The organism is Acetobacterium sp., from assembly GCF_030652775.1.
In the GTDB taxonomy this organism is placed as follows: domain Bacteria; phylum Bacillota; class Clostridia; order Eubacteriales; family Eubacteriaceae; genus Acetobacterium.
On record NZ_JAUSPS010000016.1, the window covers coordinates 1 to 14,708 of the forward strand.

The 14,708-nt window shown below is 43.2% G+C and carries 14 protein-coding genes and 1 tRNA gene; 8 read left to right on the forward strand and 7 right to left on the reverse strand.

The annotated features are described in order from the left end of the window. Positions 1 to 195: 195 nt before the first annotated feature. Positions 196 to 912, forward strand: a complete 717-nt coding sequence (locus Q7J41_RS03460; RefSeq protein WP_304885274.1) for a gamma-glutamyl-gamma-aminobutyrate hydrolase family protein — start codon at positions 196 to 198, stop codon at positions 910 to 912. A gap of 67 nt (positions 913 to 979) precedes the next feature. Here the strand turns inward: Q7J41_RS03460 and Q7J41_RS03465 are convergent, their stop codons facing one another. Genes Q7J41_RS03465 through Q7J41_RS03490 form a run of 6 tightly spaced genes read right to left on the reverse strand, consistent with a single transcriptional unit; the run spans position 980 to position 5,557 of the window. Next, on the reverse strand, positions 980 to 2,062 hold the full coding sequence (locus Q7J41_RS03465; protein WP_304885276.1) for an ABC transporter substrate-binding protein: 1,083 nt from the start codon (positions 2,060 to 2,062) through the stop codon (positions 980 to 982). A 38-nt stretch (positions 2,063 to 2,100) separates the two neighbouring features. Then, entirely contained in the window at positions 2,101 to 2,910 is an 810-nt protein-coding gene (locus tag Q7J41_RS03470; RefSeq protein ID WP_304885277.1) for an ABC transporter ATP-binding protein, read from the reverse strand. Then, positions 2,910 to 3,923, reverse strand: coding sequence for an iron ABC transporter permease (locus Q7J41_RS03475; RefSeq protein ID WP_304885279.1), 1,014 nt, complete (start codon positions 3,921 to 3,923; stop codon positions 2,910 to 2,912). The genes Q7J41_RS03470 and Q7J41_RS03475 overlap by 1 nt, the downstream gene beginning before the upstream one ends. Then, positions 3,924 to 4,610 (reverse strand): Ig-like domain-containing protein, encoded by a 687-nt coding sequence (locus tag Q7J41_RS03480; RefSeq protein WP_304885280.1) that lies wholly within the window; start codon positions 4,608 to 4,610, stop codon positions 3,924 to 3,926. A gap of 10 nt (positions 4,611 to 4,620) precedes the next feature. After that, positions 4,621 to 4,812, reverse strand: a complete 192-nt coding sequence (locus tag Q7J41_RS03485; RefSeq protein ID WP_304885281.1) for a hypothetical protein — start codon at positions 4,810 to 4,812, stop codon at positions 4,621 to 4,623. Continuing rightward, entirely contained in the window at positions 4,805 to 5,557 is a 753-nt protein-coding gene (locus Q7J41_RS03490) for a hypothetical protein (protein WP_304885283.1), read from the reverse strand. The genes Q7J41_RS03485 and Q7J41_RS03490 overlap by 8 nt, the downstream gene beginning before the upstream one ends. 124 nt (positions 5,558 to 5,681) lie before the next feature. Between Q7J41_RS03490 and Q7J41_RS03495 the strand changes: the two genes are divergently transcribed. Continuing rightward, positions 5,682 to 6,548: a hypothetical protein gene (locus Q7J41_RS03495; RefSeq protein WP_304885284.1), complete on the forward strand. Its 867-nt coding sequence runs from the start codon at positions 5,682 to 5,684 to the stop codon at positions 6,546 to 6,548. 99 nt (positions 6,549 to 6,647) lie between these two features. Continuing rightward, positions 6,648 to 6,724 (forward strand) — tRNA-Arg (locus tag Q7J41_RS03500). A gap of 66 nt (positions 6,725 to 6,790) precedes the next feature. On the opposite strand, the gene Q7J41_RS03505 is transcribed toward Q7J41_RS03500, so the two are convergent. Beyond that, a complete protein-coding gene (locus Q7J41_RS03505) occupies positions 6,791 to 6,979 on the reverse strand; it encodes a hypothetical protein (RefSeq protein WP_304885286.1) in 189 nt (62 codons plus the stop codon). Between the two features lie 417 nt (positions 6,980 to 7,396). Between Q7J41_RS03505 and Q7J41_RS03510 the strand changes: the two genes are divergently transcribed. The 5 genes from Q7J41_RS03510 to Q7J41_RS03530 all read left to right on the forward strand — a co-directional run bounded on the left by Q7J41_RS03510 (position 7,397) and on the right by Q7J41_RS03530 (position 13,897). Beyond that, positions 7,397 to 7,588, forward strand: a complete 192-nt coding sequence (locus Q7J41_RS03510) for a ferredoxin (RefSeq protein ID WP_370650976.1) — start codon at positions 7,397 to 7,399, stop codon at positions 7,586 to 7,588. A 205-nt stretch (positions 7,589 to 7,793) separates the two neighbouring features. After that, positions 7,794 to 10,004: a copper-translocating P-type ATPase gene (locus Q7J41_RS03515; protein ID WP_304885288.1), complete on the forward strand. Its 2,211-nt coding sequence runs from the start codon at positions 7,794 to 7,796 to the stop codon at positions 10,002 to 10,004. A gap of 413 nt (positions 10,005 to 10,417) precedes the next feature. Then, on the forward strand, positions 10,418 to 11,683 hold the full coding sequence (locus Q7J41_RS03520) for an HD-GYP domain-containing protein (protein WP_304885289.1): 1,266 nt from the start codon (positions 10,418 to 10,420) through the stop codon (positions 11,681 to 11,683). 244 nt (positions 11,684 to 11,927) lie between these two features. After that, positions 11,928 to 12,872, forward strand: a complete 945-nt coding sequence (locus Q7J41_RS03525; RefSeq protein ID WP_304885290.1) for a TRM11 family methyltransferase — start codon at positions 11,928 to 11,930, stop codon at positions 12,870 to 12,872. 263 nt (positions 12,873 to 13,135) lie between these two features. Beyond that, a complete protein-coding gene (locus Q7J41_RS03530; protein WP_304885292.1) occupies positions 13,136 to 13,897 on the forward strand; it encodes a sugar phosphate isomerase/epimerase in 762 nt (253 codons plus the stop codon). The last annotated feature ends 811 nt before the right edge of the window (positions 13,898 to 14,708 follow it).

A 14,708-nucleotide genomic window follows, 5' to 3' on the forward strand; every position in this document is an offset into this window, starting at 1 on the left:
AATAGTATCAATGGTTGAGGTCATCGGTGAGCTTCCGTACCGACCAATTGTTAATCTGTTGTTTGCTGCGGGATCGGACAGGCTTCGCCGTGTTCGCCCCGATGCAAACAACATGATGTAAAAATTGTCGGTACTGGGTTATCATTTTTAAATAACCGTAGCTTTAACCTGGGATAAGAAACGAGGAAATAAAAAATGTGTGCAGAAAAAAAGCCCTTAATCGGGATTTTACCATTATATGACAGTATTAAGAAAAGTATCTGGATGTACCCGGGATATCCGGAGGGCATTACTGCGGCTGGCGGAATTCCGGTGATTCTTTCAATTTTAAACTGTGACGAGGATATTGAAGCCATTGCTGACCGACTGGATGGATTTGTCTTCAGCGGCGGTCAGGACGTCGATCCCCGGTATTATGGGGAAGCCTTGCTTAAATACAGCGACGAGATCTACCCGCCTCGCGATGAGTTGGAATTGCGGCTGCTACGGGCAGTGATGGATCGGGATAAACCAATTTTGGGGGTTTGCCGGGGACTTCAATTAATTAACGTTGCCTTGGGGGGAACACTCTATCAGGATATCAATAAGCAGGTAAAACGGGAGCTGCCGATCCGGCATTTTCAACAAAATAACTATGAATATCCCGTTCATGAGGTCAGCATCGAAACGAATTCCCGGTTATATGAAATCATTGGGACGGAAACGATCCGGGTTAACAGTATGCATCATCAGGCCATTGCCCGATTAGCACCTCAGCTGATTGCTGCTGCTGCAAGCGGTGACGGCCTGGTGGAAGCGGTGGAAATCCGCAACCTTGCCTTTGGGCTGGCGGTGCAATGGCATCCCGAGTTTTTATGGCAACAGGATGAAAATACGTTAAAAATTCTCCAGGCCTTTGTGGATGCCTGCTGAGATTAAAAAAGGATTCCCGGCATTATGCAGCTGGGAATCCTTTTTTCTATGATCGGCGTGGGCAGACTTATTTAGCCAGTCGCATCCCTTCGCCAGATAAGATGGCCGCCACATCGGTATCGCTAAGATCCAGATCAAACCATTGTTTATAATAGTCTTTAACGGTCTTGGTCATATCCACATCGGTAAACTGATCAGGATAAAAGGTTTTGGCGATAAATAAGGCCGCCATATGGGGTTCCATCGAACCGGGATGACCCCAGCGGGTGACGCCGACCGGCAGGGTGGTGACCTTTTGTTCGGCCACAGCTTTTAATCCTGACCATTTGGGATCGGTGAGCATATATTTGCTGGCATTGATGTCATTGGCAATGATGGCATCGGGATTCCAGCTGTAGATCTGCTCCAGGGTGGTCATGGTTTTTTCAGCATCGGTGATCAGGCTGCCGCCCTGGGTTGAGACATTGATGACGCCAGCGGCGGTGGTGATCTGGCTGCAGAGATCTCCGGCCAGGTCAGTTCGGGCGGCCTCATTGACAGCATGGTAAACCCGGGGTCGGGTGGCCTCCGGCAGACTGCTGACCCGCTGGGAAATCAGTGCCAGGGTTTGCTCCGCCGCAGCATTATAGCCGGCAGCTCGCTCATCCTGATTAAAAACCTGGCCAGTGACGGTAACGGCTTTTTGAAGACCAGCTAGGCTGGCATAATCAATCACCACCCAGGGAATTCGGGCCTTGTCGAGTTTTTCGATTTCTCCGGCATTAGCGGCGGTGCTTTGACGCAGCAGCACCAGATCGGTGTTGGTGGCCAGCAGTTCTTCAATATTGATGGCGCCATCATTAAAAGGCACTGACACCGAGCCGATATCCGGCCGTTTATAGGACATCAACACATCCCGCTTGATCCCATTGGGAATGCCGACGATCTTGCCTTCCTGACCCAGCATCGCCATGATATGGGCAGTTGAGGCATAAAGACAGGCCACCCGCTGAGGATCAGCCGGGATCACCACCTCCCGATCCAGACAATCCACAATCGTTTTAGTCGGCACCGCAGCAGTGGAATTTTGGGTCTGGCAGCCGCTCAGGGTGACCACCAGCAGAGCGACTATCAGCAGACAGGTGAGGAGAGAGCTCGTTTTTTTAGGCATACAGTGATCCTTTCTTGATGAGTAGTAGATTAAGCCGATCAGCGGAGATTTTTTAACGGCACGATAAATTTCCGTTGAATTCCTTCTTCGTCGGTGGTGCCGGTGATGGAAATGATTTTAAAGACATCTTTGAGGTTGTTTTTGGTAATCACCTCGGAGGGAGTGCCGATGGTTTCGATTTTACCCTGGTTCATCAGGGCGACCCGGGTGGGCACCGCTGCATTTTCAAGATAAAAGGCCTGGTTGAGAAAATGGGTGGCCATCACAATGGTCAGACCTTTTTCTTTGACCAGCCTGGTGATGATTTCCATCACCATCAGCTCGTGGCGAAAATCCAGATGGGCGGTTGGTTCGTCCAGTACCATGATTCTGGCGTCCTGGGTCAGCGCTCGGGCGATTAGTACCAGCTGCAGTTCGCCGCCACTGAGTTCGGTATAAAGCCGTTCCTCAAAACCCTTGAGGCCGACCTGGTCAAGGCTTTCCCGGGCTCGTTGTTGCTGGCTGGAGTCTGGCGAACCAAAGCCTCTGGTGGCATAGGTTCGACCCATCACGACAATGTCCAGGACGGTATAGGGAAAGGTTTTGCTGTGACTCTGGGGAACATAGGCAATGTGCTGGGCAAATTCCCGGGGTTTCAGTTGGGCAAGATGGGTACCACTCACTTCAATCGTTCCCTGTTGGGGTTGGTTGATGCCCAGGATACTGTCGATCAGGGTGGTTTTACCGCAGCCGTTGGGGCCGATAATACAAAAGACTTCACCGGGGTGGACAGCAAAACTGATGTCCTCAAAAATCAGCCGCTGTGGGTCGTAACCAAAGCTCAGGTTATTTAAACGTAACAAGGTCATTACCAGCTCCTTCCTTTGGTTTTTTTAAGCAGGTAAATAAAAAACGGACCGCCAATCAGGGCAGTCACAATCCCCAAGGGGATTTCGCCACCGGTCAGGCTACGGCACAGGGTGTCGCAGAAAATAACAAAACAGGCTCCCAGGGACATACTGGCCGGCACCAGCCATTTATTATCATTGCCTACCAGCATCCGCCCCACATGGGGAATGATCAGACCGATCCAGCCGACGATGCCGCTGACACAGACGGCTCCGGCGGTGGCCAGGGTGGCAAAGCCGATAATGGCGGCCTTATTGGCCATGACATTGATCCCCAGGGTGCGAGCCTCTCGATCACCCATAGACAGGACGTTGAGCCGATATCGCATGATCAGCATCCCGGCCATACCCAGAACCATCGGGATCAGGGCGAGAAAGACATCGGCGGTTTTGGTTGAGGCCAGACTGCCCATCAGCCAGAAGGTGATGGCTGGGAGCTGAGTGGCGGTATCGGCCAGGTATTTGAGTAGCGAGATCAGAGCGGAAAAAATCGATTGGATAATGGTGCCGCCCAGCACCAGGGTGATGGTGGTCGAGGTGTTGTCGATTTTTCCGGCGAAATAGCTGAGAATCACCGCCAAAATCCCGAAGACAAAGGCAAACAAGGGGGTCAAAAAAACCGTATTGAATAAAACAATAGCCAGTGCGGCGCCGAAGCCGGCTCCGGCCGAAACCCCCAGGATGCCGCTGGAAACCAGGGGATTGCGAAAGAGACTTTGAAAAGCGGCTCCGCTGGCACCCAGTGCTGCACCCACCATGGCACCTTGAAAGGCTCGGGGCAAGCGGATCTGCAGAATCACGGTGGTAGTTTCGGAACTCAACCCGCTGTTGTTGCCAGTGAGTCCTTGCCATAGGGTCAGAAAGATGTCCGTTAAAGAAACGTAATAGCGTCCGATACAGATGGTCCCAAAGAAAAAGAGGACGGGAAGCAGAATCAGAATGATCGTGACAATCGTCTTTTTTGGTGATGACATTCAGGCTTTTTTGCGTCGGATAACGACTACCCCAATGACAATGATGACGACTAGCAGGATTCCGATGATGATCCAGGTGGTGTTGATGCCGGAACTGCTGCTGGCGGTTTCAGTGGCAGTCTGGCTGGCAACTTCCATTGTGTCAACGGTGGTAAAGGTTAAGGCAATGGGTTCGGTCAGAACATCCCCGCTTTTGGAGCTCAGGGTTTTATCAACCTTGATGGTGTAAACCGTGCCTTCCTGGAGAGGCTCACCAGGCACGATGTTGATGAAATTGCGCAGATCCGGGTTCAATTGATCATCGGCCATAGTGATTTCGGCTTTGATCGGCTGATCACCGGCCCAAAGAGTCACGGCTTTGAGGTTGGTATCACGAACCGTAGCATAGGCCACGTTTTTGCTGAATTCCAGTTTGATCGGGGCATCCACAGCGATATCAGTGGCCTTGTCGGCAGGGCTGACGGTGACAATGGTCAGCGGTTCGGCGCTGCCGCCGCCGGTGCCATCACCACTGCCTGGTGCCGTGGTTGTTTCAGTAGCGTTGCCGCTGCCACCACCGGAACCATCGCCGCTGCCGCCGCCGGAACCGTCACCGCTGCCTGCCATCACGCTGCCGCAGAGACCAAAAGCCAGCAAGCCAATCAATAATAAGGACAGGATTGTTTTGGGAAAGTTTCTTAGTTTCATGTTTTTCCTCCTAAAAATTAAATAAAGATTTCATACATCGAATTCCCGAACCGACAAAGCGCCGGTAGCGGCAATTATAGCAGGAAACGGTTTCCTCGGCGAGCCATTCTTCTTCCACGTCCTGCTTAAATTCGGAGCAGCTCAATGCCATGGTCTGAGCGTGTTCCCATTCGTCCATGGGAAGTTGGGCTTGATCAGACATAGAAATGATCTCCCAGTTTGCGGATTTCGGATTTGGGCAGGGTAGTATACTGATCGTTTTCGTCTTTGCGGACAAAAAGCACGTATTGGTTTTGATACAGCACTGTTTTTGTACGATTACACATATTGACAAGGGTTGCGTCGGTTAAGGGCTTTTTGGCGGCGAGGTCTAATACCTGCTGAACTTCGGGAAGCTTTTTTAATTCAGAAACAGGATAGGTTTGGTTGATCTCGGCATTTTTTAGAGCCCCTTTTATTTCGCCATCGTAGCCGAATAGCCGCAGACCTACCCCAGCCAGAGCACCGATAATGCCCTGGCCGGTGCCGCCATGTTCGGACAGATGTAACTGGTGGTTTTGGGCGCAGATCATAGCGTCATTTTTGGTCAGGATTGTTTTTTTGGCATCGATGCCAAATTCCATTAGCTCATCATAATGACAGTTTTCATCATAGGCCAGCACGCAAAGTCCGGGGTCGGAGCCGACTGCGGCAACAGTATCGAGATGTTCGGCGGCCAGGCTGATGATGGCGGCCAGGGCATCATCCGGGGCTTCGCCGCAAAAACACATGGAACTGTTATGGGAGGTGTAGGGGATATCTTCGTGAATAAAAAGCTGGTGTCGAGTCACCAGGGAACAGGGACCATAGCCCTGGTGGATGATTTTTTCCTGAATCTGTTCGGCGATGGTCCCGGTTCCAATAGAATCCAGGTTGTCAGTGTCATCAATGCAAAGGTAAAATTTCATAAGTGAAAACTCCTTGGTTTAGTTTATTGAATATAGTCATTATAAGTGAAGTTATTATAATTGTAAACTGATTACAAATGATGCTATAATGATAAAAACACTACTATAATGAAAGTGAATGCCGATGACAAAAACGAAAACTAATAAAAAAATGTGGCTGCTTGAGCATCTCAGGGATTTCTGGCAAGAGGCCAGAGAAAATAAAATCAAGGCTTTTGTTTATATTTCCCTGCGGATTCTGGTGGTAATTGTCTTAATTGCCGAGATCTTCAACCGGAATTATAATAACGTGTTTCTCTGTGTGCTGACCCTGATCCTCTTTATGATTCCCAATTTTCTCAATAAACGGATGAATATTGTTCTGCCGGGAACCCTCGAGATCATCGTGCTCTTGTTTATCTTTGGAGCCGAGATCTTAGGGGAAATCAATGAATATTACCTGATTTTTGACCGCTGGGATGACATGCTCCATACCATCAACGGGTTTCTCTGTGCGGCTATCGGCTTCTCGATGATTGACATCCTTAACCGGAATGAAAAAGTAACCTTTTCGCTGTCGCCGATTTTTGTAGCTCTGGTAGCATTCTGTTTTTCGATGACGGTGGGAGTGGTCTGGGAGTTTTTTGAGTTTGGCATGGATATGTTTTTTCAAACTGATATGCAAAAGGATTCCATTCAGACCGTGATCAGTTCGGTGCTCTTCAATCCCGAGGGAAAAAATGTGGCGGTGGTGATGCCCATCGATAGTATGGTGGTCAATGGGGTAGCCTGGAATTATGGGGGCTACATCGATATCGGTTTGTACGATACCATGAATGACCTTTTTGTCAATTTTATCGGAGCGGTGACCTTTTCAATCCTCGGTTATTTTTATATTAAGAACCGCAGCAAGGGTAAATTTGCCAAACGGTTTATGCCTCGCCGCAAAACCGAAGCGGAGATTTTAGAGGAGCGTGAAGAGTACAAAAACAAACATCACCACGATTTTTGAAAAATTACACAAAATTATCAAAAAAAGACTTTTATTCTGGATCTGAGTGTGCTATAATAACTTTCGTGGCCAACGGAAGTATCCTAGGTCACGATATGCGTGCCCTTGGCTCAGCTGGATAGAGCGTTCGGCTACGACCCGGAAGGTCGGGGGTTCGAATCCCTCAGGGCACGCCATACATCGCAGTGTAATCCCATTCGCAAGTTTCTTGTGGATGGGATTTTTTATATTTTAACCGAATTTTAACCGATAAAGATAACATTTGCAATTTCCTCCGTATCATAAAGTGCATCAATTAGAGAATCAGTTTTGGTTTTCTGTGTTTCTAATACATGGGTGTAGGTTCCCAATGTGATATTCACATTGCTATGGCCCAGCAGTTCCTGGACAGTTTTTGCCGGTTTGCCTAATTTCGAATAGTAGTGTTGCATAACTGTGGCAAAAATCGTGAAAACGACGATTCTCGAGGTTATTTGCACGGAATATTTTAATCAAGCGCTTCCTTACATTTAGATGATTATGTCAAGCAGATATTTTATTCTCGCGAACATAGGTAGAGCCTTCGGGAAAGAAATGATCAACATTTTCAGAATTAATTAAAGACTATTCGTTGCGAGCTGAACTTCTGAATAAACAAGTGCACCACCCTGGTTCCTTACAACTTTGAAATTTTGCCACCTGCGAATACTAACTGAAAGTGGCAGATTACATACTAACGTTCAATTCAGAAAATGTTTGGATTTGATTGTTGTGGGTAATTAAAATAATAAACTGTTTTTCTGATTGGAGTCTAATTGACTTTTGTTTCTGAAAAAAAGCAGCTGTTTAAATATAACTATGGAGGTTCCATGATGAAAGCAATTGTTGATCGGGATACTTGTGTTGGGTGTGGTTTGTGTGAATCAGTTTGTCCGAATGTGTTTGAAATGGACAATGACAGTATCGCTGAAGTGATTGCCGATGTAATCTCGTCGGAAAATGAAGCCTGTGCGATTGAAGCTCAGGATGAGTGTCCAGTAAGCGCCATAACTGTCGATTAAAAACGATCGTTTAACCACATGAAAAAAGTGTTGGCTTTAAAAAGAAGTTCTTGGTATGGTTTGCGTAAGCGATGATTTAAAACACAAACACGAAGGGTTTCTTTGTGTCCAATTACTTTGCAGAAAACATATAGATAACCCGTTTTCAGTTTTTAAATTGTGATCGGGTTTTATATATTATTGAGAAAGAAAGGATGTGAATGAGATGGACAAAGAGAATACAACTCAGAATCCCCATAAGACTCAATCTGAAGGAGCATTAGTGGGTGATGACCATGGAACCCATCATGCCCATAAAGATCATATACCTACGGAAAACAAAGGAAATCCGAAAAACAATAATGAACATACGCATAATCATGCTCAGGGGAAAATGAATCAAATGCCTCAAGCAGATCGACCGGTTTCCCCGGCAGAAATGGGGCATTCACACCATCCTCTTCCAGAGCATGGAGAACATACCGAACATGATGATCATCACTCAATGATGGTGGCGGATTTTAGAAAAAGATTTTTTATCGCTTTGATTATTACGGTACCGATATTACTCTTATCGCCAATGATCCAAATGTTTATCGGCGTCGATTGGCGTTTTAACGGAGATTCCTATTTACTGTTTGGTCTTTCAACCATACTTTTTATTTACGGTGGAAAACCTTTCCTCACAGGTGCCAGGGACGAGCTTAAGAAAAAATCGCCAGCAATGATGTCCCTCATCGCGCTTTCGATCACAATTGCCTATATTTATAGTACCCTAACGGTGTTTGTGATAAACGGCGATGACTTCTTTTGGGAGCTCGCCACATTAATTGTGATCATGCTTTTAGGTCATTGGATTGAAATGAGATCTGTGATGGGAGCGTCGAGGGCATTGGATGAACTGGTTAAACTGATGCCTGAAGAAGCACACCAGATAACGGTCAACGGTGAAATCACTGATGTTCCGATCAAACAATTGAAAGCCGGGGATGCTATTCTTGTCAAGCCGGGTGAAAAGATTCCAATCGATGGTTTAGTTTATGATGGCAGGTCAGCAGTGAATGAGTCGATGATTACGGGAGAATCAGTTCCGGTTGAAAAAGAAAAAGGCGATGAAATCGTCGGTGGTTCCATCAATGGTGAAGGGATTTTGAAATTTAATGTGTCGCGAGTGGGAGAAGACACCTTTCTGTCACAAGTGTTAAAACTTGTTCGCGAAACCCAGGATTCAAAATCCAATACCCAACGATTGGCAGACAAAGCAGCCAAGTGGTTGTTTTATATCGCCGTGATTGCCGGAGCATTGACTTTTTTGGCATGGATGATTATCTCACAAGATCTGAATTTTGCAGTTACGCGCGCAGTCACCGTTATTGTCATTTCCTGCCCTCACGCATTAGGTTTGGCCGTACCGCTGGTAACGGCTGTTTCGACAAGCATCGGTGCGCAAAAAGGTCTTTTAATCAGAGATCGGGCAGCATTTGAAAATGCGCGAAAACTGAATGCCGTGGTTTTCGACAAAACCGGAACCTTGACCGAAGGTACCTTTGGGATAACTGATATCAAGGCGATTGGCATATCGCAGGATGAACTCCTTTTACTTGCTTGTTCAGTCGAATCAAACTCGGAACATCCCATTGCTCAGGGAATCGTAAATGAAGGAAAAAGATTAAACCTTAGGTTGAAGGAAGTAAAAGATTATCAGAATTTGCCAGGTAAGGGACTAAAAGCCGATGTGGATGGTCGAGACATTATGGTCGTAAGTCCTGGTTATATGCGGTCTGAAAAGATAACCTTTGACGTAAATCATTACGAAAATCTCGCTCAGATGGGTAAAACCGTTGTATTTATATTAGATGGCAGCACTCTCCTTGGCTATCTTGCATTATCAGACATTATCAGAGTTACCGCAAAGGAAGCGATTGATATTCTAAAGTCCATGGATATTGAAACTATCCTATTAACCGGTGATAATCAGAGAGTCGCCGCTTATGTGGGAAATAAATTAAAGATTGATACAGTAATTGCGGAGGTATTGCCCCAAGAAAAAGCATCCAAAATTGACGGACTTATTAAAGAAGGTAAGTTCGTAGCGATGACTGGTGACGGTGTGAATGATGCACCGTCACTGGCAAAAGCGGATTTAGGTATCGCCATCGGAGCAGGAACAGATGTTGCCATCGAAACGGCAGATGTTATTCTGGTACAAAGTAATCCACTGGATGTAGTAACGATTTTAAAGCTTTCAAAAGCAACTTATAAAAAGATGATTCAAAACTTGATCTGGGCTACAGGATATAATATAATAGCACTTCCTTTAGCAGCTGGGATCCTGTATTATCAAGGGATAGTAATTAGTCCCGCATTAGGTGCTGCTTTAATGTCAGTAAGTACAATTGTGGTAGCGATCAATGCGAAACTCCTTAAAATTGATTAAACATTTTAATACTAAGAGTGAATGGAGAATAGATTTCAAAAAAATCAAATCGCACCTGGTATCAGAAGCTGGTTCAGGCGATGATAATGCTCTTGAAATTTTGTTCGTGTGCTATGCACGTGGTACAATCGGTGAAGAAGAGTATAAAAAAATTAGCGTTGCAGAAGCTATATAATAAGAAATGGAAAAAAGGGCAGAGCGTTTTATTTGGCACTGCCCCCTTTGCGTTTTTTGAATGATCGTTGGTATGCAAATAAAGCGCCATTATACCTTAGTAAAGTTATAAGAACTAATATTAAAATAAAAAAGATAATCCTCAAATTGATTTAGCCGATAAGATAGACAAATGACAATTCCATCATATGCAGGTGTCTATGATATGATTAAACCAGTATTTCTGAAAGGTGGTATTTATGAAAAGATATCCGTTAATAAGGACTTTTGCCTTATATAGTATGTTCGCATTTATATTAATGGGCATTGTCCTTTCCTTGGTTATATATGGACATATTAAAAATGATAAACTGGGAAATTTAGAAGAAGTGACCAGGGTTACAATCAATACGGCTGTTAAAAACAACCTGGCAAAAACAGACTTTACTGATAACATATCCGAAACCAAGTCATCTCAAATTATGTCAAATATCATTGAAACCATGGATTTATATGACATTCAATCAATCATACTCATCAATCAGGATGAAAAAGTGATCATGTCCGATAATTCTGATTTTACTGGTAAACCACCGGACAAAAAAGATCTTGAAAAAATATTTAATCGTGAGGTTCCCTTCGTCGTTTCGGATGCTTATGCACTCAATAATGCGAAAGATGAGAATAAGGGCAAGCTTATCATAAATGTTTATGAACCGATCATTTATGACGGTAAAGTTGAGGGTGTGGTTGTTTTGCAAATCCTTAAAAAAAACATCAGTGAACATGCAAAAATGATCGTACAAGTGATAGCATTGACAGTCTTTGGTGGATTTCTTATTCTTTTTTTATTGCTAGTTGGTATACTTTATAAAACATCACAAACGCTTCTGAATCAAAATAAGAAACTTATTAATCAAAAGTCTGAAATAGAATTATCTCTGAAAAGGCTTGATGATGCTTATCTAAATACAGTATTTGCTTTATCCAATGCTGTTGATGCAAGAGATCCTTATACAGCAGGTCACTCCGAACGTGTGTCGAAAATCGCCATGCTTTTAAGTAGAGAACTGAAATTGACAGAAGAAAATTTAAAAATTCTTGAATATGCAGGGCTTTTCCATGATATCGGAAAAATAGGGATACCCGATCATATTTTGAATAAAAATGGTAAACTGACGGATGAAGAATACGAGGTTATTAAAAAGCATCCGGTTATCGGGATTAATATCCTTAGTAATGTCGGTTTTCTTGCTGAAACCTTACCAATTATTCGACACCATCATGAGAGGTTCTCAGGCAATGGTTATCCATGTGGGATCAAAGGTGAGGAAATTCCACTGGGTTCACGAATCCTTGCCATTGCAGATACCTATGATGCAATGACGACAGATCGGCCATATCGACAGCGATTTAGTCATGATAATGCAGTTGCAGAGATTCAAAAAAATAGCGTCACTCAATTTGACAACAAACTGGTTGACGTATTTATGAAAATTGAAAGTACAGTCAAGAATATTAATTAGAATTAGGCGTTTTTACAACGAAAGTGGTATAATCAAAAAACGGGAGTGATTACGATGTTTCTTAGTATTGAGGGATACTATAATGTGTCTGAAATGATTTAACATTGGCGTTGCAAATTAGATTGCTAGCATAAGTCTAAGAAAAGGTCCGCACCCCCCACTTCTAGATTCGTCCTATGCCAGAGGTGGAAGTGAACCCAAAACACGGAATCGGAAACATCAAATAAACCATGAGGTGATGCAAATGAAAACAGGACGGTTCATTTATAATTTAAATTATCCTATTTATGAAAAAGAAAGTTGTGAAATTGAGGTGCGCTCTCTTTTTAAGTTCGATTTGAAAGGAAAAGTCTTTTTTGAAAGTAGAAAAGTTCATCCTTCCATAAGTCCATTTTTAAAAAGCAGGTTGGAAATTATATACGAGGCTTCAACGTTTTTAGAACTTATAGAGTTGACAACGAAAGCTAAGATAACAGCATCAGATTTCATGGTTAAATATATGGAATTGGGAATAGATGACCCGCACTTTACGAAAAGACGAGAGTATTGCAAAGCAATAGGTCTTGTTATTGAGGGGCTTGCTTGTTATACTTCACCTAAAATTATATTTGGAATTACTTTTTATAAGGGGAACTGGTACTTTGGAAAATTAACAGAGAGAAGTCTTTATTGGAAAAAGCACAATAAGAAACCGAATTCGTATTCTAGTTCTATCGGTCTAAGTACTGCAAAAGTTCTTATAAATATTGCGGGGAATGGCGATACATCCAAACGATTAATCGATCCATGTTGTGGTGTCGGGACGGTATTATTAGAAGGTATTTGGGCAGGATATGATATTATAGGGTGTGAAATAAATAGTAAAACTGCTGAAAATGCACGAAAAAACTTGAGATATTTTAACTATGAAGCAAAGGTTATTACTGGAGATATTCAGGATATCGATGATCGTTTTGATGCTTCCATTGTAGATCTTCCATATGGTAATTTCAGCCTTAAAAATGATGAAAATCAATTAAAAATCATTAGGAATGCGATAAGAATTTCAAAAAAAATCGTATTGGCTTCATCAGAAGATATAAGAGATGAACTCGTACAGGAAAATCTCAAAATCATAGATCATTGTAAAATTGGGAAAAATAGAAATGGTGATTTCTTGCGTTATATCTGGGTATGCGAAGTAGGATAGATGAATTTAGAACCGATATGCTGTTGATCGTTGATGAAGTGGAAAATAGCAATGTCATGGAAAATCTTTGGCTGGCTTATCAAAATAAATTTTCTTATGCATCGGATATTACCTGAGGGACAATTATAGGGTTCGTCCGAACCTGTATGCGATCAATAGGAATACAGGATGGGCATGCAGTTATTTAATGATGATAGAAGTTTACAATGACGGACAGGAATTAAAATTTCTGATTATTTATCTTTGTGTGGGAGGTAGTTCAATTGAGAAACTATACGATTGTTGATTGGTTCGGTTATAATCTTTCTCCACGAGAAAGAATGAATGCTATCAAATCAGCAGGATTTACTGGTGTGATGTTGCTTTGGACAGATCAGTTCGATAGCGACTACAAAGACTTTCCCCAGTATGCTATGGAAGCGGGGTTATATGTTGAAAATGCTCATGCACCCTATATTGATGCGAATTTTTTATGGGAAGATAATTCAGTCGGGCATGAATATGCAAAAAAGCTTATCACCTGTATTGAGGATTGTGGTACTTATGAGATACCAACTTTAGTTATACATCCCACAAACGGCAAAACGCCTTTACCGGTATCCAATACTGGAATAGAGCGACTAAAACGAATTATTGACAGGGCGGAAAGCTTGAACATCAATATCGCCTTGGAAAACATGAAAAGTCCTCAGTATCTAGAATTTATATTTAGTAAAATTCAATCAAAGAGGCTTGGATTTTGTTATGACAGTGGACATCATCATTTATATTCTTCAGACCTAGACTTACTCAGTTTATATGGTGATAAACTTATGGCTTTACATCTGCACGATAACAACAGTAAAGAGGATATGCATGCACTTCCGTTTTCGGGAAACATCGATTGGAACAAACTTTCAGAAAAATTGAAGACAATTGATTACAAAGGTGCGATAGCTTTTGAAACGAGAAACACAGGATTTGAACATATTCAAAGTCAAGATGAATTTTTAAGGATTGCGATAGCTAAGGCAAAGGCTCTTTAATAGACAAGATTCGACAGGTGCTGGCTCAGGCGCCCAATAGGGTGGATCGAGCTTTTATTGTTTCCTTTATTCTGAATGCGTATTAGGTACTTATTAATATGAAAACTCAAACAATGTTTTGCGTTGTGAAGTCTCTGTCTGATTAAATCGGACGGAGGCTTTTTGCATTTGCTCTTTAGTCGTAAGCGTCCAAGTGTGTCCTGAAGGATTCAGGAAGTGAAAGGAGGAAAGAAGAAAATCTGAATTCATGCTTTATAAGAGATGAGAGTAGACCTCTCGAAATCGACATTCAGGTGTGGGTTTCAAACCGCCTTTGGGTGCTGTAATCAAAAGTTATGGTACTGAGCGCAAACGGAAAAGGCTGAATAATCAGTCAGGTGAGTGTCATGAAGCTGAACGAAAGTGAAGAGACCGAAGAAGCGTCGTTAATACAAAATACAGTCAAAACCAGCTGTTTTTGGGCACAACTGGGATAAGTCTGACGGAAACCTGATTACTGGTCAGATGGCTGTCGGCGTAAAGGCTCCAGGAGCATGGCATAGGCTCTTATGAGGAACAGGAGAATCCTGAAGATAATGTTAAGTGAAAAATCCAAGCGACAAAATGACAAGGATTGTAATAGCTGTCTATCGTTGCCTGAAACTGCTCTGCATATTTGCCTGAAACAGACGAATATCATGCCTGAACGTGGTTGTTTTTAAGCCATAATGTGTGATCATCATGGCTTTGTTCATTCAACGAAAAACAGTTTTTCTTATGGTAATTCACCGTCAATGACCAGTTTTACCATATGGTCATCGATAATCTTCTT